This is a genomic window from Pseudomonas sp. IT-P395 (assembly GCF_949767675.1).
Classification (GTDB): domain Bacteria; phylum Pseudomonadota; class Gammaproteobacteria; order Pseudomonadales; family Pseudomonadaceae; genus Aquipseudomonas.
The window spans coordinates 35,878-55,115 of record NZ_CATKPW010000060.1 but is presented as its reverse complement, the minus strand read 5'-3'; the positions used below and the strand labels follow the sequence as shown (position 1 = coordinate 55,115).

Here is a 19,238-nt window from a genome sequence, read left to right as displayed (position 1 = left end):
GAGACGTATTGTTTTTTGATGCGGCGCGACCTCGGTAAGGACGCGCCGGATGCGCCTTGGCCACAGGACATTGAACTGCGCACGTACTCCGTCGAACTGGCGGCGGACGTGCATCATTTGATGCAACTGGGCTACCGCGAAGGCGGCGGCCGAGTGCCGGCGCTGGACGCTTGGCAGCAGCAATTCGAGAGCAATCCTGAATACGATCCGTCGTTGTGCTTTATTGCCCACGATGGCGACGGCGTGGTCGGTGTGGCGCAATGCTGGACCAGCGCCTATATCAAAAATCTGGTGGTGCATCCGCGCATGCAGGGCCGAGGACTGGGTCGGGCGTTGTTGCTCCATGCATTCAAGGTGTTTCAGCAACGGCGCGAAGGGTTTGTAGATCTGAAGGTGCTGGAGGACAACCATCGCGCGCAGCGGTTGTATGAAGGTGCCGGGATGTATGTGGTCCGCCGGGAACGGGTGCCGGACTGATTAAAGTCAAAAGATCGCAGCCTTCGGCAGCTCCTACAGGGAACCGCATATCCATGTAGGAGCTGCCGAAGGCTGCGATCTTTTAACGGTGTCCCAGGCAACAAAACTCTTTAGGCACACTCCAACCTTGGCCACCCACGACCAAGGATGCCCCCCATGAAAGCGCTCACCCTCAGCCTACTCTGCCTCACCGCCCTCGCGTCCCAGGCCCACGCCTCCAGCCCCGATGCCTGGGCCGCCTACGACAAAACCGTGCTCGCCAGTTGCAGCAAAGCCAGCGGCTTGAAAAACATCAAACCCGTCGGCACGCCCGCGCAATTCGATGACCGCGTCGGCTACACCGCCGTTTTGCTGCAAGGCCAATACCCGCAAAAACACATGAAAGGCCAGCAAGGCACCGAGCTGTGCCTGTACAACAAAAAATCGAAAACTGCTTTCGTCACCGAGTGGGACTCGATCCGTCCGACCGGCAAAACCCAGTGAATGGCGCATAACTTGCTTCGATCCAGGCCTGTGCGGTGGTTTTCCGCCACCGTTTCACACCCTGATTGAAGACAGATCGCTCAATGAATACGACGTTTTCCTGCGTAGGCTGCGGCAAATGCTGCACCGATCACCATGTCCCCCTGACCTTGGCCGAAGCCCGCATGTGGGCGGCGGATGGCGGCCAGGTGATCGTGCTGGTGGAGGCTTTTCTCGGCAATGGTCTGGGCTTGCCAGCGCAACAGCGTGAGCACGCTGAACGGCGTTCGGCGGTGGTGCGCAGCGGTGTCACGGATGCCCACGTGGCGATTACCTTCGCCGCGTACAACGTCGGCCCTTGCCGGAATCTTGACGAAGACAAGTTGTGCCGGATCTACGAGCGGCGGCCACTGGTGTGTCGCATCTATCCGGCGGAAATCAACCCGCATATCCCGCTCAACCCTGCCGCCAAGGATTGCCCGCCGGAGTCCTGGCAACAGGGGCCAGTGTTGATTGCCGGTGGCGAGTTGGTGGATCAGGAACTGATGGATTTGATTCAACGCTCGCGCCAGGCGGATCGGGATGACATCGGTATCAAGGATACGATTTGCGCGATGCTCGGGATTCGCACCACGGCGTTGAAGGGTGACGGGTTTACAGCGTATTTGCCGAATATGAGCGCTTTTGCTTCGGTGATTGATCAGGTCACCGCGCAACCGCTGACGACGACTCCGAGTGAGTGGGTATTTCATTTGTCCGGGGATGATGTGGCCGGGCAAGTGTTGGCGGCCGGGGCACAGGTGGTGACTGAACCGGCGCAGACGTATGCGTTTATCTCGCTGCGGGCGGCTTGATCGGGGTTTTGCAGCGATCGAACCGGCCTCATCGTTAGCACGCTAGCTCCCACAGGTATCTCGGGCGTTCACATAATTTGTGTACGACACAGAACCCTGTGGGAGCTGGCTTGCCAGCGAAAGGTCCGGCACGGGCAGTATCAATCGCCGCGTTGAACGCAGGCGGGATTAAAACTCAGCGCTTGCCCATCGAACGACGGGTACCGGGCGGCGCCATGCCCGGGGTCTTGGTGTGGCCATTCTTGGCGCCGTTCTTGTACCACGGCTGATTCAAGCCTTTGGCAGAGGCCAGCTCGCCCGGCTTGAACGGAAATTTGAACGCCGGGATTTCGGCTTTGGTATCGCTGGTGTCGGCCAGTTCAGCCAGGACATCGCTCACGGCGTCGTCAACCGGCGGCAGGGTCGGGGAAGTCATAAAAGCTCCGGAAAGCAAAAAGTCGGGCCCGATCAGTGAGCCGCGAAGGCGCGCAGTATACCTGTGCGCCATCGCTCGGCACCTGAAGATTTGCAACGCACGCCGAACGGTTTACAGGTAACTGATGATGACAATGCCTTTGTCGGTCGAGGTCTTCAACGCTTCGTAGCGCATGGAAATCGGCAGCGCCTGATGACTGCAGGCGTTGCGATCAGTGTCGACATCGACTTTCACGCCGGGCTTGATTTCAATCTGGCGAGACTCACGAGACGCAAACGCCCCGACCGGTCCGACCTGACAGCCCGAATCAACGATTTGCCCGGTAAAGCGGATCTCACCGGATTGGCTGGCCGGCGCGGCGAAGGCTGTGAGTGGAAGCAAGAGGAGCACAGATGGCAGAGCGGTTTTCAGCTTCATTTCAAGACACTCCCGGGGTGGACGGCCCAGAGAGATTTGGGCCGTGCGCGGCTTGAGCCATACAAGCTGTATCCGCTCATAGAGGCGGATCTTTAAGAGATTAGTCAGGATCGCAAGCCGTGCCGAATGTCAGTTCATTCGTTGCTGGACGTTACTCAACAATTGCGAGGTGCTTTCCAACAACTGCGCCAGAAGCGCGTCATCCTCATCCATATACCCTTCGTATTCCGCGAGATTGCGCCGCTCATGACACAGCGCGAACAATCGCACCTGAACCTTGCTGATATGCGCCGTATGCACCAGGCACTGAAAGACCAGATAGCGTTTATCTGATCGAAAGCCACTCAATCGAAGCGCCGTCAGCGCCAACGCGTGCGCTGCGTTATAAGCCAAGTCGAAACGGCTGGAAAAAGACAACGTAGAAGTTTGCGCATCCTTGAGCCGGTCCACGGCCGAGCGCATCAAGCCCTCACACTCCTTGCGATCCGGCGGCTCCGCTTTCAGCCCACCGCTACGTAGAAGATTCTCCAGACTCTCGTTGCTGCCCATCCTTGGACTCCAAAGGGTTTGCCCCTAACAGATCGATTTTTTCCTGCTGCACTACCCGCACGACAAAGCTGTTTTGCGCAGCCAGTTTCGCCGTCCAGTCTTGCGGGGTGTAAAGCGTGGGGTTGATGGGACGACCCAATTGCTCCTCCATAGGCATGAGCAGTTCCATGACGTCACTGTAGTGCAGGCCTTCGCCAATCAGCATGAGATCAATGTCACTGAGTGTGTTTGCTGTGTCCTTGGCGACGGAGCCATAGACAAACGCCCAGGTGATCTGCTCGGTAAATGGCTGCAATGCCTGACGCAGAGGCTCGGCGATGCCAAACGTCTTGCGGGCGATGCCCAGTAGTTCGGCATAGATGGGACAGGTGGGATTGGCCTGGTAATGGTTCTGATTACCCACCCTTTTCATGCGCAACACACCGGCTCGCTGCAGACGGTCGAGTTCACGCATGAGACTGCCTTTGCCAACACGCGCCCAGCGCGCGATCTCATTGGCATAGAAAGTCTGGTCAGGCTTACCGAACAGCAGACCCAACACTTTTTGTTGAGTGGTGGTAAACAGCGCTTCGCTTAGAGAGATAGTTTCCACTGTGAAGGCCAAAGAGTCCCAAAAAGGGAACGATAGGTCCCTTTTTGGGACTTATCAACCTTGCGAATATTTCCAGAGACAGCGGCCACAGAACAATCGCCATCGCAAACAGGCTCACACCTACATTTGGAGTGCGATCCCCTTGTAGGAGCGAGCCTGCTCGCGAAGAACGATGATGCGGTACTCAGACGGATTACGTTTGCGGATCAACCCGGTCCAGCGCCCGGTTTACCGCCAACTCGGCGAGCATGACGATCTGCTGGATCGCCAGCGCCGTACTGCGCTGCGGGCGACTGAGCTGATCAGCCAGATCACCGGCCATGACATTGGCTGAAGCCAGCGATTCGCAGGCGTGGGCGAGCAGGCTTTCGGTGTCGATGTCCGGGTGGATGAGGAACATCGTACTGGGCTGACGCGGTTTGACCGGTTCGGGACAGAGGTAGAAATCGAGGGCGCGCTTGATGGCTTCGCGGGTTTTGATCTGGTCGTCGGCGCGGATGGCGTCTTCGAGTGGGGTTGTGGGATCGATGGGTGGATCTGGAACTGGCTTAGTCATTGGAAACCCTATTTTGCAAATGGGAGCCATCCCTTGCCGTTTCTCACGCGGCGAAGTGGGTGGCAGCTATGTGCGGGGTGAGAAACCGGAAAAATAGGAAACCGGCCAGACCGAAGTCTGCCCGCACATAGCCGCCATGAAGCACTTGCAAGCAGCGGACAAGCCGCCGGCAATTATGCGGACTGATGGACTGAATCACTAATTTTTCAGGGTTCTCACACCCGATCACCGAGTTTTCGGCGACAACCAAAGACTAGAGAGCGCACGTCCGACGGACAACCTGAAAACCTTGTGGGAAGGTTCTGGTTATTTGACACAAATTTAAACAGCCAAAAGCCAACCCTCACCCTAGCCCTCTCCCGGAGGGAGAGGGGACTGATCGTGGTGTTTGGCAGAGCTACGCCGACGTGCGATACCGTGTTGAACTCAGGTTTTGAAACAGATCAAAAGCCCCTCACCCTAGCCCTCTCCCGGAGGGAGAGGGGACTGATCGTGGTGTTTGGGAGAGCTACGCCGACGTGCGATACCGCGTTGAACTCAGATTCTGAAAAGCTCACAAATCGGCTCCCTCTCCCTCGGGAGAGGGCTGGGCGGGCGGCGTTCCGATGAGGGGCGAATCCAACACCGAACAAAAGCCGACCGCATGCTCTTCACCACTCAACAGGATGAGCGTTAGCTCGGCTGCAGCTCTTGATCTGTAAGGCGACGTCGGAAGGCTGAGTGGAGGGATTGATCCGGGCGTGGGAGCGCAGCGACCGTTTGGCGCAGCCAAACACAGCGAGAGGAGGTGCAGCGAAGCAAACCGTAGGCGCTGCGCCCGGATCGATCCCGCAGCGAAGGAACCCCGAGCCCCAGCGAGCGGGCCGCACGTAGGAGCAAGCCTTTTTGGTTACTTTTTCGGCGTCTGGAAAAAGTGACCCGCCGTAAGGGCGGAACCGTAATCAGCAACACCCGCAACAACGGATATGTACACAACGAAACTGACAGCGCCGACAGCCAGCCGTCACCCTCCTGACCCCCAAACAAGTTTATAACTACCCAACCTGCCCAAACTCCAAACTCCGGCGCCCACCCCGCATGCGAATCCAAAAAAACAAAGCCCTGCTCGCCACCCTATTGATCGTCCTCGCAGGCGCAGGTCTGTGGTACGCCCTGAAACCCGCCCCCACCAAACTCGCCACCCCCACCGCAATCCCCGTGCGAGTCATAGCGGTCAGCGAAAAAGACGTCCCCCGCTACACCAGCGGCATCGGCTCCGTACTCTCATTACACAGCGTGGTCGTGCGCCCCCAGATCGACGGCATCCTCACCAAAATCCTCGTCAAAGAAGGCCAACTCGTCAAAGCAGGCGACCTGCTGGCCACCATTGACGACCGCTCCATCCGCGCCAGCCTCGACCAGGCCCGCGCCCAACTGGGCGAAAGCCAGGCGCAACTGCAAGTCGCCCTGGTCAACCTCAAACGCTACAAACTGCTCACCGTCGACGACGGCATCTCGAAACAGACCTACGACCAGCAACAAGCCCTGGTCAACCAGTTGAAAGCCACCGCCCAAGGCAACCAAGCCTCGATCGACGCCGCGCAAGTACAACTTTCCTACACGCAAATCCGCTCCCCGGTCACCGGCCGCGTCGGTATTCGCACAGTCGACGAAGGCAACTTCCTGCGCATGACCGACACCGCCGGCCTGTTCACCGTCACCCAGATCGACCCGATCGCCGTCGAATTCTCCCTGCCGCAGCAAATGCTGCCGACCCTGCAAGGCCTGATCAACGATCCGCAGCGCGCACCGGTCAAGGCCTACATCGGCGCCGACACCGATGGCGAAACCGGCAACCTGCTCGGCGAAGGTCACCTGACCCTGATCGACAACCAGATCAACGCCAACACCGGCACCATCCGCGCCAAGGCCGAATTCGACAACGCCAGCCAGAAGCTCTGGCCCGGCCTGCTGGTCACGGTAAAAATTCAGACAGCCCTCGACAAAGATGCGCTGGTCGTCCCGCCCACCGTTGTACAACGTGGCCTCGACCAACACTTCGTTTACCGGGTCAACGGCGACAAGGTCGAAGCCGTGCAAGTGCAGATGGTTTATCAAGGCAGCGGTCAGGACATCATCAAAGGCGTGAAGGCCGGTGACGTGCTGGTCACCGATGGCCAGTCGCGGCTTAAACCGGGTTCAACGGTGCAAGTCATGAGCGAGCCGGCGCAGGTGGTGCAAGCGGAGCCGAAACCATGAAGGCGCACAAAGGCGTCTCGACGTGGTGCATCGATCACCCGGTCGCAACCATTCTGCTGACCATCGCGCTGGTGCTGGTCGGTTTGATTGCCTTCCCGCGTTTACCGATTGCCCCACTGCCGGAAGCGGAATTTCCGACGATTCAGGTGTCCGCGCAGTTGCCCGGCGCCAGCCCCGACACCATGGCCTCGTCCGTGGCCACGCCGCTGGAGGTGCAATTCAGCGCCATCCCCGGCATGACCCAGATGACCTCCAGCAGTGCGCTCGGCTCCAGCCTGCTGACCCTGCAGTTCACCCTCGATAAAAGCATCGACACCGCCGCCCAGGAAGTCCAAGCGGCGATCAACACCGCCGCCGGCAAACTGCCCAAGGACATGCCGACCCTGCCGACTTGGAAGAAGGTCAACCCGGCCGACAGCCCGGTACTGATCCTCAGCGTCAGTTCGACGCAAATGCCCGGCACCGAACTCAGCGATCTGGTGGAAACCCTGCTCTCGCGTCAGATCAGTCAGATCGACGGCGTAGGCCAAATCAACATCACCGGTCAGCAACGTCCGGCGATTCGCGTACAAGCCTCGGCGGACAAACTGGCGGCGATCGGCCTGACCCTCGCCGACATTCGACTGGCGATTCAGCAGACCAGCCTCAACCTCGCCAAAGGTGCGCTGTACGGCGAATCGAGCATCTCGACGCTGTCGACCAACGACCAGTTGTTCCACCCCGAGGACTACAGCCAACTCATCGTTTCCTACAAGGACGGCGCCCCGGTTCACCTGCGTGATGTCGCCAAAGTCGTCAACGGTTCAGAAGATGCCTACGTGCAAGCCTGGGCCGGTGATCAACCCGGGGTGAACTTGGTGATCTCGCGTCAACCGGGCGCGAACATCGTTGAAACCGTCGACCGCATTCAAGCCGCCCTGCCCGGCCTCGAAGCGATGCTGCCGGCCTCGGTGCAGGTGAAAACCCTGATCGACCGCACCCAGACCATTCGTGCCTCCCTGCATGAGGTCGAGATCACCCTGTTGATCGCGATCCTGCTGGTGGTCGCGGTGATGGCGCTGTTCCTGCGTCAGTTGTCGGCAACCCTGATTGTTTCGGCAGTACTCGGCGTGTCGTTGATCGCCAGTTTCGCCCTGATGTACATCCTCGGTTTCAGCCTGAACAACCTGACGCTGGTGGCGATCGTGGTGGCCGTGGGATTTGTGGTCGACGATGCCATCGTGGTGGTGGAAAACATCCACCGCCATCTGGAGGCCGGCGACGATATGCGCGAAGCGGCGATCAAGGGCGCCGGCGAGATCGGCTTCACCGTGGTCTCGATCAGTTTCTCGCTGGTGGCAGCGTTTATTCCGCTGCTGTTCATGGGCGGTGTGGTCGGGCGACTGTTCAAGGAATTCGCCCTGACGGCGACCTCGACCATCATGATTTCCGTGGTGGTCTCGCTGACTCTGGCTCCAACGTTGGCGGCGCTGTTCATGCGCAAACCGGTGCACCACGCCCACGCCAAACCGGGCTTCAGCGAACGTCTGCTCGGCTGGTACGAGAAAGGTCTGCGCCGCGCCCTCGCCCATCAGAAATTGATGATTGGCGTGTTCGGTTTATCGCTGGCGCTGGCCATCGGCGGTTACATCTTTATCCCGAAAGGCTTCTTCCCGGTGCAGGACACCGGTTTCGTCCTCGGCACCACTGAAGCGGCTGCGGATATTTCCTACGGCGACATGGTGAAAAAACATCTGGCGATGGCCGAAATCGTCGCCGCCGATCCGGCGGTGCAAGCGTTTTCCCACTCGGTCGGCGTGTCCGGCAGTAACCAGACCATCGCCAACGGCCGCTTCTGGATCGCCCTGAAAAAACGCGGCGACCGTGACGTCAGCGCCAGCCAGTTCATCGACCGTATCCGCCCGCAACTGATGAAAGTCCCCGGCATCGTTCTCTATCTGCGCGCTGGCCAGGACATCAACCTCAGCTCCGGCCCGAGCCGCGCGCAGTACCAATACGTCCTGAAGAGCAACGACGGCGCGACCCTCGCGACATGGACGCAACGCCTCACGGAAAAACTGCGCAGCAACCCGGCGTTCCGCGACATTTCCAACGACCTGCAACTGGGCGGCAGCATCACCCACATCAGCATCGACCGCAGCGCCGCCGCACGTTTCGGCCTGACCGCCAGCGATGTCGATGAGGCGCTGTACGATGCTTTCGGCCAACGGCAGATCAATGAATTCCAGACCCAGGTCAACCAGTACAACGTGATTCTGGAGCTGGACACCAAACAACGCGGCAAGGCCGAAAGCCTCAACTATTTCTACCTGCGCTCACCGCTGAGTGGCGAGATGGTGCCGCTGTCAGCGCTGGCCAAATTCGACGCACCCACCATCGGCCCGCTGTCGATTGCCCACGATGGGATGTTCCCGGCCGCCAACCTGTCGTTCAACCTCGCGCCCGGCGTGGCGTTGGGTGATGCGGTGATTCTGCTCAATCAGGCCAAGGCCGAGATCGGCATGCCGACGGCGATCAGCGGCAATTTCCAGGGTGCGGCGCAGGCGTTCCAGAGTTCGCTGGCCAGCCAGCCGTGGCTGATTCTCGCGGCGCTGGTGGCGGTGTACATCATTCTCGGAGTGCTTTATGAAAGCTTCGTGCACCCGCTGACGATCATTTCGACATTGCCGGCGGCGGGTTTGGGCGCAGTGATCATGCTATGGATCTGCGGCCAGGACTTTTCGATCATGGCGTTGATCGGCCTGGTGTTGCTGATCGGTATCGTCAAGAAGAACGGCATCCTGATGATCGACTTCGCGCTCGAAGCGCAGCGCCAGCGAGGCCTGTCGCCGCAGGATGCAATTTTCGAAGCGTGCATCACGCGGTTCCGGCCGATCATCATGACCACCCTCGCCGCCCTTCTTGGCGCGCTGCCGCTGATGCTCGGTTACGGCACCGGTGCCGAACTGCGCCAACCGTTGGGGATCGCGGTGGTCGGCGGTTTGCTGGTCAGCCAGATGCTGACGTTGTTTACCACTCCGGTCATATACTTGTGGCTCGAGCGGCTGTTCCACCGGCCCAAACCGATGCCCTCACCGGCATTGGCGACCACAGACTGAGGCAGGGTCATGCGCGTTCTGATTATCGAAGACGAGGAAAAAACCGCGGATTATCTGCACCGCGGTCTGACGGAACAGGGTTACACCGTGGATCTGGCTCGCGACGGCGTCGAGGGTCTGCATCTGGCGCTGGAAAGCGACTACGCGGTGATCGTCCTCGACGTCATGCTACCGGGCCTCGATGGCTTCGGCGTACTGCGCGCATTGCGTGCACGCAAGCAGACCCCGGTGATCATGCTCACCGCCCGCGAGCGCGTCGAAGACCGCATCAAAGGCTTGCGCGACGGTGCCGACGATTACCTCGGCAAACCGTTTTCCTTCCTCGAACTGGTCGCGCGTCTGCAAGCACTGACCCGGCGCAGCGGCGGCCACGAACCGGTGCAAGTGAGCATCGCCGACCTGTGGATAGATCTGATCAGCCGCAAGGCCACACGCGCCGGCACCCGACTGGATCTGACCGCCAAGGAGTTTTCGTTGTTGAGCGTCCTCGCCCGTCGCCAAGGTGAAATCCTTTCGAAAACCGCGATTGCCGAGATGGTCTGGGACATCAATTTCGACAGTGACGCCAACGTCGTCGAAGTGGCGATCAAACGCCTGCGCGCCAAGCTCGACGGGCCGTTCGACGAGAAACTGCTGCACACCATTCGCGGCATGGGTTATGTGCTGGAGAGCCGTGGTGTCCAGTAACTCGATTGCCCTGCGTTTAAGCGGCATGTTCACGCTGGTGGCGCTGCTGGTGTTTCTGTTGATCGGCGGCGCGCTGTATCAGCAGGTCGACAAAGGCCTGGGATTACTGCCGGAAGCCGAGTTGGATGCGCGCTACAGCGTGCTCGAATCGGCACTCAATCGCTTCGGCACGCCGGAGCACTGGGTGAAGATCAACGCCAAGTTGAAGCTGCTTGGCGAAGAGGACAAACGCATTCGGTTCTGGGTGGTGAGTGCTGATCCGGGTTACGAATACGGTCAGCCGGATGCCGCGATTCGTGCCTTCGCCCAAGGACCGCTGGGCATGCATGACCTGCAGTTGCCCGACCATCCTTATCCGCTGAAAGTGTTGCTGACCGAACTGCCGGCCAAGGATCAGCGCCCGCCGCTGCGCTTCATGATCGGCATTGATACCGAGACCTTTCACGAGACTCAGCACAATCTGTTGATCGCGCTGATCGGGTTGGCGATTGTCGGTGTGTTGATGGCGTCGGCGCTGGGGTATTGGGTCGCGCGGATTGGTTTGAAGCCGTTGATCAAACTGTCCCATGAGGCTCAACGACTGGCGCCACCGCTCAGGGCCGGGCGCTTGCGTTTGTCGCCGCTGCCACCGGAGCTTGAGCAGTTTGTCGACTCATTCAACTCGACGCTGGAACGGGTCGAGCAGGCCTACTCGCGGCTGGAATCGTTCAACGCCGACGTCGCCCATGAACTGCGTTCACCGCTGACCAATCTGATCGGCCAGACGCAGGTGGCGCTGACCCGTGGGCGCTCTGCCGAACACTATTTCGAAGTGCTGCAATCCAATCTTGAAGAGCTGGAACGGCTGCGTTCGATCATCAATGACATGCTGTTTCTGGCCAGTGCCGATCAGGGCAACAAGGCGACCAAACTGACCTCGACGTCGCTGGCAGATGAGGTGGCGACGACGCTGGAGTATCTGGATTTCATCCTTGAAGATGCGCAGGTTGAAGTGCAGGTCAGCGGTGACGCACTGGTGCAGATCGAGGTCGCGCATTTGCGCCGGGCGTTGATCAATCTGTTGAGCAATGCGGTGCAGCACACCGGGCCGGGTCAGGTGATCGAGGTGCGCATCGAGGTTGAAGATCATCAGGTGAGTATTGGTGTGGCCAACCCCGGTTCGCCGATTGCCAGTGAGCATTTGCCACGGCTGTTCGAGCGCTTTTATCGGGTCGATGCGTCGCGTAGCAACAGTGGCAATAACCATGGGTTGGGGCTGGCGATCGTTAAAGCGATTGCGCTGATGCATGGCGGGGATGTGTTTGTGCGCAGTGATCGGGGGATGAATACTTTCGGGATTTATTTGCCGGTTTGAAAAGCCCCTCACCCTAACCCTCTCCCGGAGGGAGAGGGGACTGACCGTGGTGTTCTTTCGAAGTACGCCGACCTGAAAGCTCGAGTCGAACTCAGGCTTTGAAAAGCCCCCTATCGGCTCCCTTTCCCCCTCGCCCCCCTGGGGGAAATGGGACTGAGCGAGTTGTTCTCTCGAAGTACGCCGACCTGAAATATCCAGTCGAACTCGGATTCTGAAAAGCCCCGGATCTGCTCCCTTTCCCCCTCGCCCCCTTGGGGGAGAGGGCTGGGGTGAGGGGGTTGCCCTTGGCCGCGCCGCGATCTTCGACTTTTACCTCCCGCGCAACAGTCATTTATGAAAATCACGCTGTTTCCCAACGCTCGGCAACCTTATCTTTGCCCGCACCAAACAGCACTCGCCAAGCGAGAAGGTTTTCAAGATGTCCAACAGTATGGGTATTGCCAGCGCGTTCGTTTTGTCCTCATTGATCCTGTCGCCGATGGCGATGGCTGAAGAATCGCAGTCGTTCGTGGCGCACAATGTCGCTCGCGCTCAGGCCTTCGATCAGCATCAGGCCGAAGTGATGGCCAAGGCTCAGGACGCCTCGCAAGCCCCGCAGGCTGCCACTTCCCAGACTCAAGCAAGCGAGAAAGACAGCTGAGTCGCGCTCCGCGCCAACGTTTCCCTCGACGCGGTTGTTTGGCTCTTCCCGTTCAACCGTCGTCATTCCAGGCCGCTGCCTTTCAGCGGCCTTTTTTCGTTGTGGTCTGAAAGCCGTTTGGTTCGTCTGTAACAACAAGAAACATCGAGCGCCTCAAAATATAGAGGCGCCAGTTGACCCAAGGAGCTCCATTGCACGTGCGTTACCCAGTCCGCTTCACCCCGCTGTTCATTGCAATTGCCGCAACGATTGCCCCTGCCGCCCACGCCGACGAGCCTGCCAAAGAAGGCTTTGTCGAGGGTTCGAGCCTCAACCTCAACGCCCGCAACTACTACATGAATCGCAACCGCTTGCAGAAAGCGGACGACAACATCGAGTGGGGCCAAGGCTTTCTTGGGGTGTTCAAATCGGGTTACACCGAAGGCACGGTCGGTTTCGGCATTGACGCCCACGCCATGCTCGGGTTGAAGCTGGATGGCGGTGGCGGCACGGACGGGTCGAGCATCCTGCCGGTCCGAGAGAATGGCGGCAAAGCGCCGGGTTCGTTCTCCACGGCGGGCGGCACGTTGAAAATGCGCGCGTTCGATACCGAATTGAAGGCCGGAGACCTGTTCCTCACCAACCCGGTCATCGCTGGCGGTGAAACGCGCATGCTGCCGCAGACTTTCCGTGGTGTGAGCCTGACCAACCACAGCTTCGACGGCTGGTTGATCGAAGGTGGCCAGGCCAGTTTTACCAAGCCTTACAACCAAAGCGGTCACACGCGCATCGGCACTTCCTACGGCACCCTTGCCGACGGCGATGAGAGCCAGCACCTGAACTGGGCCGGTGTGGCCTGGAGCGGCGTCGAAGGTCTGACCAGCAGTCTTTACGCCTCCGAGCTGAAGGACATCTGGAACCAGTACTACTACGACCTGGATTACACCTGGCAGTTGAACGATCTGGTCAGCCTCAACCCGGGCCTGCATTTCTATCACACGCAAGACACCGGTGATGCGCTGCTGGGCAACATCGACAACAACACCTACAGCCTGCATTTCACCGTTGGCGTCGGTAATCACAGCGTTACCGCCGCGTATCAGCGGGTCAACGGCAACACGCCGTTCGACTACATCAGCCAGGGTGACAGCGTTTATCTGGATAACTCGCAACAGTACTCCGACTTCAACGGTCCGAACGAGCGCTCGTGGAAGCTCAAGTACGCCTATGACTTCGCCGGTGTCGGCGTGCCGGGTCTGACCTCGTCTGTGTCCTACTCGCGCGGCACTGTCGACCTGACCAAAGTTGACCCCGACAGCAAAGGCTATTCCAACTGGTACAGCGCCGATGGCCGCAACGCCAAGCATTGGGAGCGCGATCTCGATTTGCAGTATGTGGTGCAAAGCGGCCAGGCCAAGGATCTGGCGGTGCACCTGCAATGGGCGACCAACCGTGGCGGCAACGGTTACGGCGTGATTGATTCGGATACAGATGAATACCGCGTGATCATCGACTACCCGATCAACGTCTTCTAAGATCGGCGCCACAGCACAGTCTTGAAGTCCAGGCTCGCTCCCACATTAGGAATGGTTTCTGGCTTCGGCTGTGGTGTTTGGCCTACTACGCTTATAAGACCTTCCCCCAACCGACAGCCCAATCATGATCGCGAGCCGTACCCCACCCGTTGCGGGCAAGACCGGACGCCCCGAGCTGCTGCTGATCTGCGGCAGTTTGCTGACAGTGATCGCGATTCTGTGCATCGTCACGTTCCTGCTGATCCGCGAGCACGCCAATGCTCGGGAATCGGCGACCCGCAGTGCCACCACCATTGCGCAACTGATCGACGCCGATGTGCTGCGCACCGTCGAGCTGTACGACTTGACCCTGCAAGGCCTGATCGCCGCCGCCCAGCGCGATGACCTGCAAGATGTCTCACCGCAGATCCGCCATCTGGCGCTGTTCGACCGCTCGACCACGGCACGCTTCAAGGGCGACATTCTGTTGCTCGACAAACATGGGAATGTGATTGCCGATTCTTCGCGAATCGAGCCAAAACCGGGTAATTTTGCCGACCGCGATTACTTCCTCGCCCACGCCTTCAATCGCGACATCGGCATGTTCATCAGCCGTCCGTTCAAGACCCGTTGCGACTGCGACGAGGCCAATCAGTGGCGAATCAGTTTCAGTCGCCGGATCTCCTCGCAAACCGGTGAGTTCGCTGGTGTGGCCGTGGCGTCGATGAAACTCGACTACTTCGACCAATTGTTCAACAGCCTCGACATTGGCAAAGACAGCACGCTGAACATCATCAACAGTGACGGCGTCCTGCTCGCACAGAAGCCTTATCTGCAAAGTGATTCCATCGGCAAAAGCTTCGGCAACCGGCCGAATGTCGTGCGCATCCTCGGCGACAAGGACGGCAGCGGCAGTTTCACCAGCACCTCGAGCATGGATCATCAGCAGCGCCTCTATACCTATTCGCGGGTTGGCAATTTGCCGTTGACGGTGATGGTTGCGCTGTCCAGCGATCAAGTGTTCGGCACCTGGCGGCGCACCGCGATTCTGATCAGCGGTGCCACGGGCGTGTTGTGCGTGGGTCTGTTGTGGCTGACCTGGCTGTTGGCCCGCGAATTACGCTTGCGCCAGCGTGCCGAGCGCGAGCTGGCGCAACTGGCTGCTACCGATGCGCTGACGGGCGTGGCCAATCGGCGAATGCTCGATCAGGCACTGCGTCATGAGTGGTTCCGCGCCCAGCGCTCGGGCAAACCGATGTCGGTGATGATGATCGATGCCGATCATTTCAAGGCTTTCAATGATCGACATGGGCATCAGGCTGGGGATCAGGCGTTGAAGACGCTGGCCAAGGTCATCACGGACAATGTGCGGCGACCGGCGGATTTGGTCGCGCGTTATGGCGGGGAGGAGTTTTCGGTGATTCTGGCCGAGACCGACGGCCATGGCGCGCAGCAGATTGCCGAGCATATTCGCCAAGCGGTGGAGCAGTTGCCGTTGGTCGACGGGGCCGAGCGGCCGATGACCGTGAGTATTGGCATCGCGACATGGACGGCGGCGAGCGAGATGACGCTGGAGCAGTTGCTGTTTGCGGCGGACAAGGCGTTGTATCAGGCCAAGGAAGGTGGGCGTAATCGGGTGGTGGTGGCTGCCTGATAGATGTATTGGCTTCACCGGCCCTATCGCTGGCAAGCCAGCTCCCACAGGGATTTGTGATGTGCTGCAGATTTGTGATTCACAAAGAAACCTGTGGGAGCTGGCTTGCCAGCGATAGGGCCAGATCAGGCACTAGAGAAATTGCAGGCATAAAAAAAGGCCATCCGAGGATGGCCTTCAAAAAACTAGAGAGGTTTTTTACTTACACCGCCGCAACCGGGCGCATGTAAGAGATTGGTGCGGTGCTGGCGTCTTCGAACGTCACCACTTCCCAAGCATCTGTCTGCTCAATCAACTTGCGCAGCAGCTGGTTGTTCAGTGCATGACCGGACTTGAAGCCTTTGAACTCACCAATCAGGCTGTTACCCAGCAGGTACAGGTCGCCAATGGCATCGAGGATCTTGTGCTTCACGAATTCGTCTTCATAGCGAAGGCCGTCTTCGTTCAACACGCCATCGGCATCGACCACGATTGCGTTTTCAACGCTGCCGCCGAGTGCGAGGTTGTGCTTGCGCAGGTACTCGATATCACTCATGAAACCAAAGGTACGGGCGCGGCTGACTTCTTTTACGAACGAAGTGCTGGAAAAATCCACGCTTGCACTTTGGGTGCGGTCCCGGAATACCGGGTGATCGAAATCGATCTCGAAGCTCACCTTGAACCCTTCGAAAGGGACGAAAGTGGCGCGCTTGTCGCCGTCTTCCACTGTCACTTCACGCAGGATGCGGATGAATTTCTTGGCGGCGTCCTGTTCTTCCAGGCCTGCCGATTGAATCAGGAATACGAAGGGTCCAGCGCTGCCATCCATGATCGGGACTTCGGACGCGGAGAGCTCGACGTAGGCGTTATCGATGCCCAGGCCAGCCATGGCCGAGAGCAAGTGCTCTACCGTGTCCACTTTCACGTCGCCGTTGATCAGCGTCGTCGACATAGTGGTTTCACCGACGTTTTCCGCGCGGGCAGGAATCTGCACCACAGGGTCGAGGTCAGCGCGACAAAACACAATGCCAGTGTCGACAGGCGCAGGCTTGAGGGTCAGGTAGACCTTCTCACCGGAGTGCAGGCCTACACCTGTGGCACGGATAATATTTTTCAGTGTGCGTTGTTTAATCATGGCTTGGGCCGCTTCAGCGCAAATTGCGAACTGGTATCAACAAAGGCTGGCGATGATAGCAGACCATGCCTTTGCTGAACACCAATCACCTTCATAGCCCTGATACATTCCATCAATCGGCCTGACGACGCAGGAAAGCCGGGATGTCCAGGTAGTCCAGATCATCTTGCGGATTCATCTTCGCGGCAGCCGCAGCACCGGCCTGAGCCTGGTTGCGCATGACGGTCGGACGGTCCAGATCACGGTAGTTCACCGCTGGCGCTTCCTGACGGGCCGCAGCCGGTTGTTGCACCTGGGCAGAAGCCATGGAGGTGTGAACGGTGTTGTCGATAACCTTTACAGGCTTCTCGATTTTCGCGCCCAGACCGGTGGCAACCACAGTCACGTGCAGTTCGTCGCGCATGTCCGGATCGATAACGGTACCGACCTTGACCATCGCGTGCTCGGAAGCGAAGGCTTCGATGATGCTACCCACGTCGGAGTACTCACCCAGGGACAGGTCAGGACCGGCGGTGATGTTCACCAGGATGCCGCGTGCGCCTTGCAGGTTCACGTCTTCCAGCAGCGGGTTGCGGATGGCCGCTTCAGTGGCTTCACGTGCACGGTTCGGACCGCTGGCGCAGCCAGTGCCCATCATCGCCATGCCCATTTCGCTCATTACGGTACGCACGTCGGCGAAGTCGACGTTGATCATGCCCGGACGCTTGATGATGTCGGAGATACCGCGAACGGCACCGGCCAGTACATCGTCAGCCTTGGCGAAAGCCGACAAGAGGCTTGCGTCTTTACCGAGGATGGTCAGCAGCTTCTCGTTAGGGATGGTGATCAACGAGTCGACGCTTTCCGAAAGCATGCGGATGCCTTCATCGGCGATCTGCATACGCTTGCGGCCTTCGAACGGGAACGGACGCGTTACTACCGCAACGGTCAGAATGCCCATTTCCTTGGCCACTTCGGCGATGATCGGCGCAGCACCGGTACCGGTACCGCCGCCCATGCCAGTGGTGATGAACACCATGTTGGTGCCCTGCAGGACTTCGGCAATGCGCTCACGGTCTTCGAGAGCGGCCTGACGACCTACTTCAGGGTTGGCGCCGGCGCCCAGACCTTTGGTCACGCCCGTGCCCAGTTGTAGAATGGTACGCGCGCCGATGTTTTTCAGCGCTTGAGCATCAGTGTTGGCGCAGATGAATTCAACGCCTTCGATGTTGCTCTTGACCATGTGATTGACAGCGTTGCCGCCGCCACCGCCAACACCGATAACTTTGATTACCGGGCTTGCGGGGATGTTGTCTACGAGTTCGAACATTTTCCCTCTCCTTACATTCTCTAGTTTTTTCGCCTACTGCATTTTTGTTGCGGTGTTGCGGTAAAGCTTTAGAAGTTGCCTTGAACCCACTTCTTCAATCGGTCCAGCAACGGCGCCTGTGGCTCTTCGTTGCTGTAGCTGTCGCGGCTGCCGATGCCGGAGAACGAAACCCCGTCGGACTGCTTTTGCAGGCCGTACATCAACAAACCAACGCCAGTGGAATAAATCGGGTTGCGCACCACGTCATCCAGACCTTTCACGCCATGCGGTACGCCGAGGCGGACCGGCATGTGGAAGATTTCTTCGGCCAGTTCAGTGGCGCCTTCCATCTTCGACGTACCGCCGGTGAGGACGATGCCGGCCGGGATCAGGTCTTCGTAGCCGCTGCGACGCAGCTCGGCCTGGATCAGGGTGAACAGTTCGTCGTAACGCGGCTCGACCACTTCGGCCAGGGCCTGACGCGACAGTTCGCGCGGTGGACGATCGCCAACACTCGGCACCTTGATGGTTTCACCGGCACCGGCCAGTTTGGCCAGGGCGCAGGCGTAGCGGATCTTGATCTCTTCGGCGTACTGGGTCGGGGTGCGCAACGCCATGGCGATGTCGTTGGTCACCTGATCACCGGCAATCGGGATCACTGCGGTGTGGCGGATCGCGCCTTCAGTAAAGATCGCGATGTCAGTGGTGCCGCCGCCGATGTCGACCAGGCACACGCCGAGTTCTTTCTCGTCGTCGGTCAGCACCGAGTAGGCCGAGGCCAGTTGCTCGAGAATGATGTCGTCGATTTCCAGACCGCAGCGACGCACGCATTTTTCAATGTTTTGTGCAGCGTTGACGGCGCAGGTGACCACGTGAACCTTGGCTTCCAGACGCACGCCGGACATGCCCAGAGGCTCGCGTACGCCTTCCTGGTTATCGATCACGTAATCCTGCGGCAAGGTGTGCAGCACGCGCTGGTCAGCCGGGATAGCTACAGCCTGAGCGGCGTCGAGCACGCGCTCAAGGTCAGCCGAGCTGACTTCACGATCACGGATCGCGACGATGCCGTGGGAGTTCAGGCTGCGGATGTGATTGCCCGCCACGCCGACGAACGCCGAGTGAATGCGGCAGCCCGCCATCAGTTGGGCCTCTTCGATCGCGCGCTGGATCGATTGCACGGTGGACTCGATGTTGACCACCACGCCCTTCTTCAGGCCACGGGACGGATGGGTACCGATCCCGACGATTTCCAGCGAGCCGTCGTCGGAAACCTCGCCGACCAGCGCCACCACCTTGGAGGTGCCGATATCGAGACCGACGATCATTTTGCCGCTTTGCACGTTTGCCATG

The 19,238-nt window shown here is 59.2% G+C and carries 18 protein-coding genes; 10 read left to right on the top strand and 8 right to left on the bottom strand.

All coding sequences use genetic code 11. The features are described from left to right. Positions 1–18 precede the first annotated feature (18 nt). The 3 genes from ACM6IN_RS26940 (at position 19) to ACM6IN_RS26930 (ending at position 1,793) form a co-directional block, all read left to right on the top strand. A complete protein-coding gene (locus ACM6IN_RS26940) occupies positions 19–477 on the top strand; it encodes a GNAT family N-acetyltransferase (RefSeq protein WP_414917011.1) in 459 nt (152 codons plus the stop codon). A 156-nt stretch (positions 478–633) separates the two neighbouring features. Beyond that, on the top strand, positions 634–960 hold the full coding sequence (locus ACM6IN_RS26935; RefSeq protein ID WP_095112399.1) for a hypothetical protein: 327 nt from the start codon (positions 634–636) through the stop codon (positions 958–960). 83 nt (positions 961–1,043) lie between these two features. After that, a complete protein-coding gene (locus ACM6IN_RS26930) occupies positions 1,044–1,793 on the top strand; it encodes a YkgJ family cysteine cluster protein (protein ID WP_414917010.1) in 750 nt (249 codons plus the stop codon). 175 nt (positions 1,794–1,968) lie between these two features. Here the strand turns inward: ACM6IN_RS26930 and ACM6IN_RS26925 are convergent, their stop codons facing one another. From ACM6IN_RS26925 to ACM6IN_RS26905, 5 genes are all read right to left on the bottom strand, one after another. Beyond that, positions 1,969–2,208, bottom strand: coding sequence for a hypothetical protein (locus ACM6IN_RS26925; protein ID WP_414917009.1), 240 nt, complete (start codon positions 2,206–2,208; stop codon positions 1,969–1,971). 111 nt (positions 2,209–2,319) lie between these two features. Next, complete coding sequence (locus ACM6IN_RS26920; RefSeq protein ID WP_414917008.1) at positions 2,320–2,625, bottom strand: type 1 fimbrial protein; 306 nt, start codon at positions 2,623–2,625, stop codon at positions 2,320–2,322. A gap of 129 nt (positions 2,626–2,754) precedes the next feature. Next, the gene (locus ACM6IN_RS26915) at positions 2,755–3,174 is read right to left on the bottom strand and encodes a hypothetical protein (RefSeq protein ID WP_414917007.1); all 420 of its coding nucleotides are present in this window, start codon (positions 3,172–3,174) and stop codon (positions 2,755–2,757) included. Continuing rightward, positions 3,137–3,766 (bottom strand): nucleotidyltransferase domain-containing protein, encoded by a 630-nt coding sequence (locus ACM6IN_RS26910; protein ID WP_007916969.1) that lies wholly within the window; start codon positions 3,764–3,766, stop codon positions 3,137–3,139. Before ACM6IN_RS26910 ends, ACM6IN_RS26915 begins: the two co-directional genes overlap by 38 nt. A 193-nt stretch (positions 3,767–3,959) precedes the next feature. After that, entirely contained in the window at positions 3,960–4,322 is a 363-nt protein-coding gene (locus ACM6IN_RS26905) for a DUF6124 family protein (protein ID WP_007916971.1), read from the bottom strand. Positions 4,323–5,399: 1,077 nt separating this feature from the next. Here ACM6IN_RS26905 and ACM6IN_RS26900 point away from each other — a divergent pair. From ACM6IN_RS26900 to ACM6IN_RS26870, 7 genes are all read left to right on the top strand, one after another. Continuing rightward, the gene (locus ACM6IN_RS26900) at positions 5,400–6,560 is read left to right on the top strand and encodes an efflux RND transporter periplasmic adaptor subunit (RefSeq protein ID WP_007916974.1); all 1,161 of its coding nucleotides are present in this window, start codon (positions 5,400–5,402) and stop codon (positions 6,558–6,560) included. Then, positions 6,557–9,658, top strand: a complete 3,102-nt coding sequence (locus tag ACM6IN_RS26895; RefSeq protein ID WP_414917006.1) for a multidrug efflux RND transporter permease subunit — start codon at positions 6,557–6,559, stop codon at positions 9,656–9,658. The genes ACM6IN_RS26900 and ACM6IN_RS26895 overlap by 4 nt, the downstream gene beginning before the upstream one ends. A 9-nt stretch (positions 9,659–9,667) precedes the next feature. After that, complete coding sequence (locus ACM6IN_RS26890; RefSeq protein WP_007916978.1) at positions 9,668–10,345, top strand: heavy metal response regulator transcription factor; 678 nt, start codon at positions 9,668–9,670, stop codon at positions 10,343–10,345. Further along, complete coding sequence (locus ACM6IN_RS26885) at positions 10,335–11,699, top strand: heavy metal sensor histidine kinase (protein WP_414917005.1); 1,365 nt, start codon at positions 10,335–10,337, stop codon at positions 11,697–11,699. Before ACM6IN_RS26890 ends, ACM6IN_RS26885 begins: the two co-directional genes overlap by 11 nt. Before the next feature lie 418 nt (positions 11,700–12,117). Continuing rightward, complete coding sequence (locus tag ACM6IN_RS26880; protein ID WP_007916980.1) at positions 12,118–12,339, top strand: hypothetical protein; 222 nt, start codon at positions 12,118–12,120, stop codon at positions 12,337–12,339. Positions 12,340–12,536: 197 nt separating this feature from the next. After that, a complete protein-coding gene (locus ACM6IN_RS26875) occupies positions 12,537–13,853 on the top strand; it encodes an OprD family porin (RefSeq protein WP_414917004.1) in 1,317 nt (438 codons plus the stop codon). A 124-nt stretch (positions 13,854–13,977) separates the two neighbouring features. Continuing rightward, entirely contained in the window at positions 13,978–15,486 is a 1,509-nt protein-coding gene (locus ACM6IN_RS26870; RefSeq protein WP_414893118.1) for a sensor domain-containing diguanylate cyclase, read from the top strand. Between the two features lie 202 nt (positions 15,487–15,688). Here ACM6IN_RS26870 and lpxC read toward each other — a convergent pair whose 3' ends face one another. The 3 genes from lpxC to ftsA form a co-directional block, all read right to left on the bottom strand. Next, a complete protein-coding gene (gene lpxC, locus ACM6IN_RS26865) occupies positions 15,689–16,600 on the bottom strand; it encodes a UDP-3-O-acyl-N-acetylglucosamine deacetylase (protein ID WP_007916984.1) in 912 nt (303 codons plus the stop codon). A gap of 112 nt (positions 16,601–16,712) precedes the next feature. Continuing rightward, a complete protein-coding gene (ftsZ, locus tag ACM6IN_RS26860; RefSeq protein ID WP_007916986.1) occupies positions 16,713–17,909 on the bottom strand; it encodes a cell division protein FtsZ in 1,197 nt (398 codons plus the stop codon). Between the two features lie 68 nt (positions 17,910–17,977). Beyond that, the gene (gene ftsA / locus ACM6IN_RS26855; RefSeq protein WP_007916987.1) at positions 17,978–19,237 is read right to left on the bottom strand and encodes a cell division protein FtsA; all 1,260 of its coding nucleotides are present in this window, start codon (positions 19,235–19,237) and stop codon (positions 17,978–17,980) included. Position 19,238 lies beyond the last annotated feature (1 nt).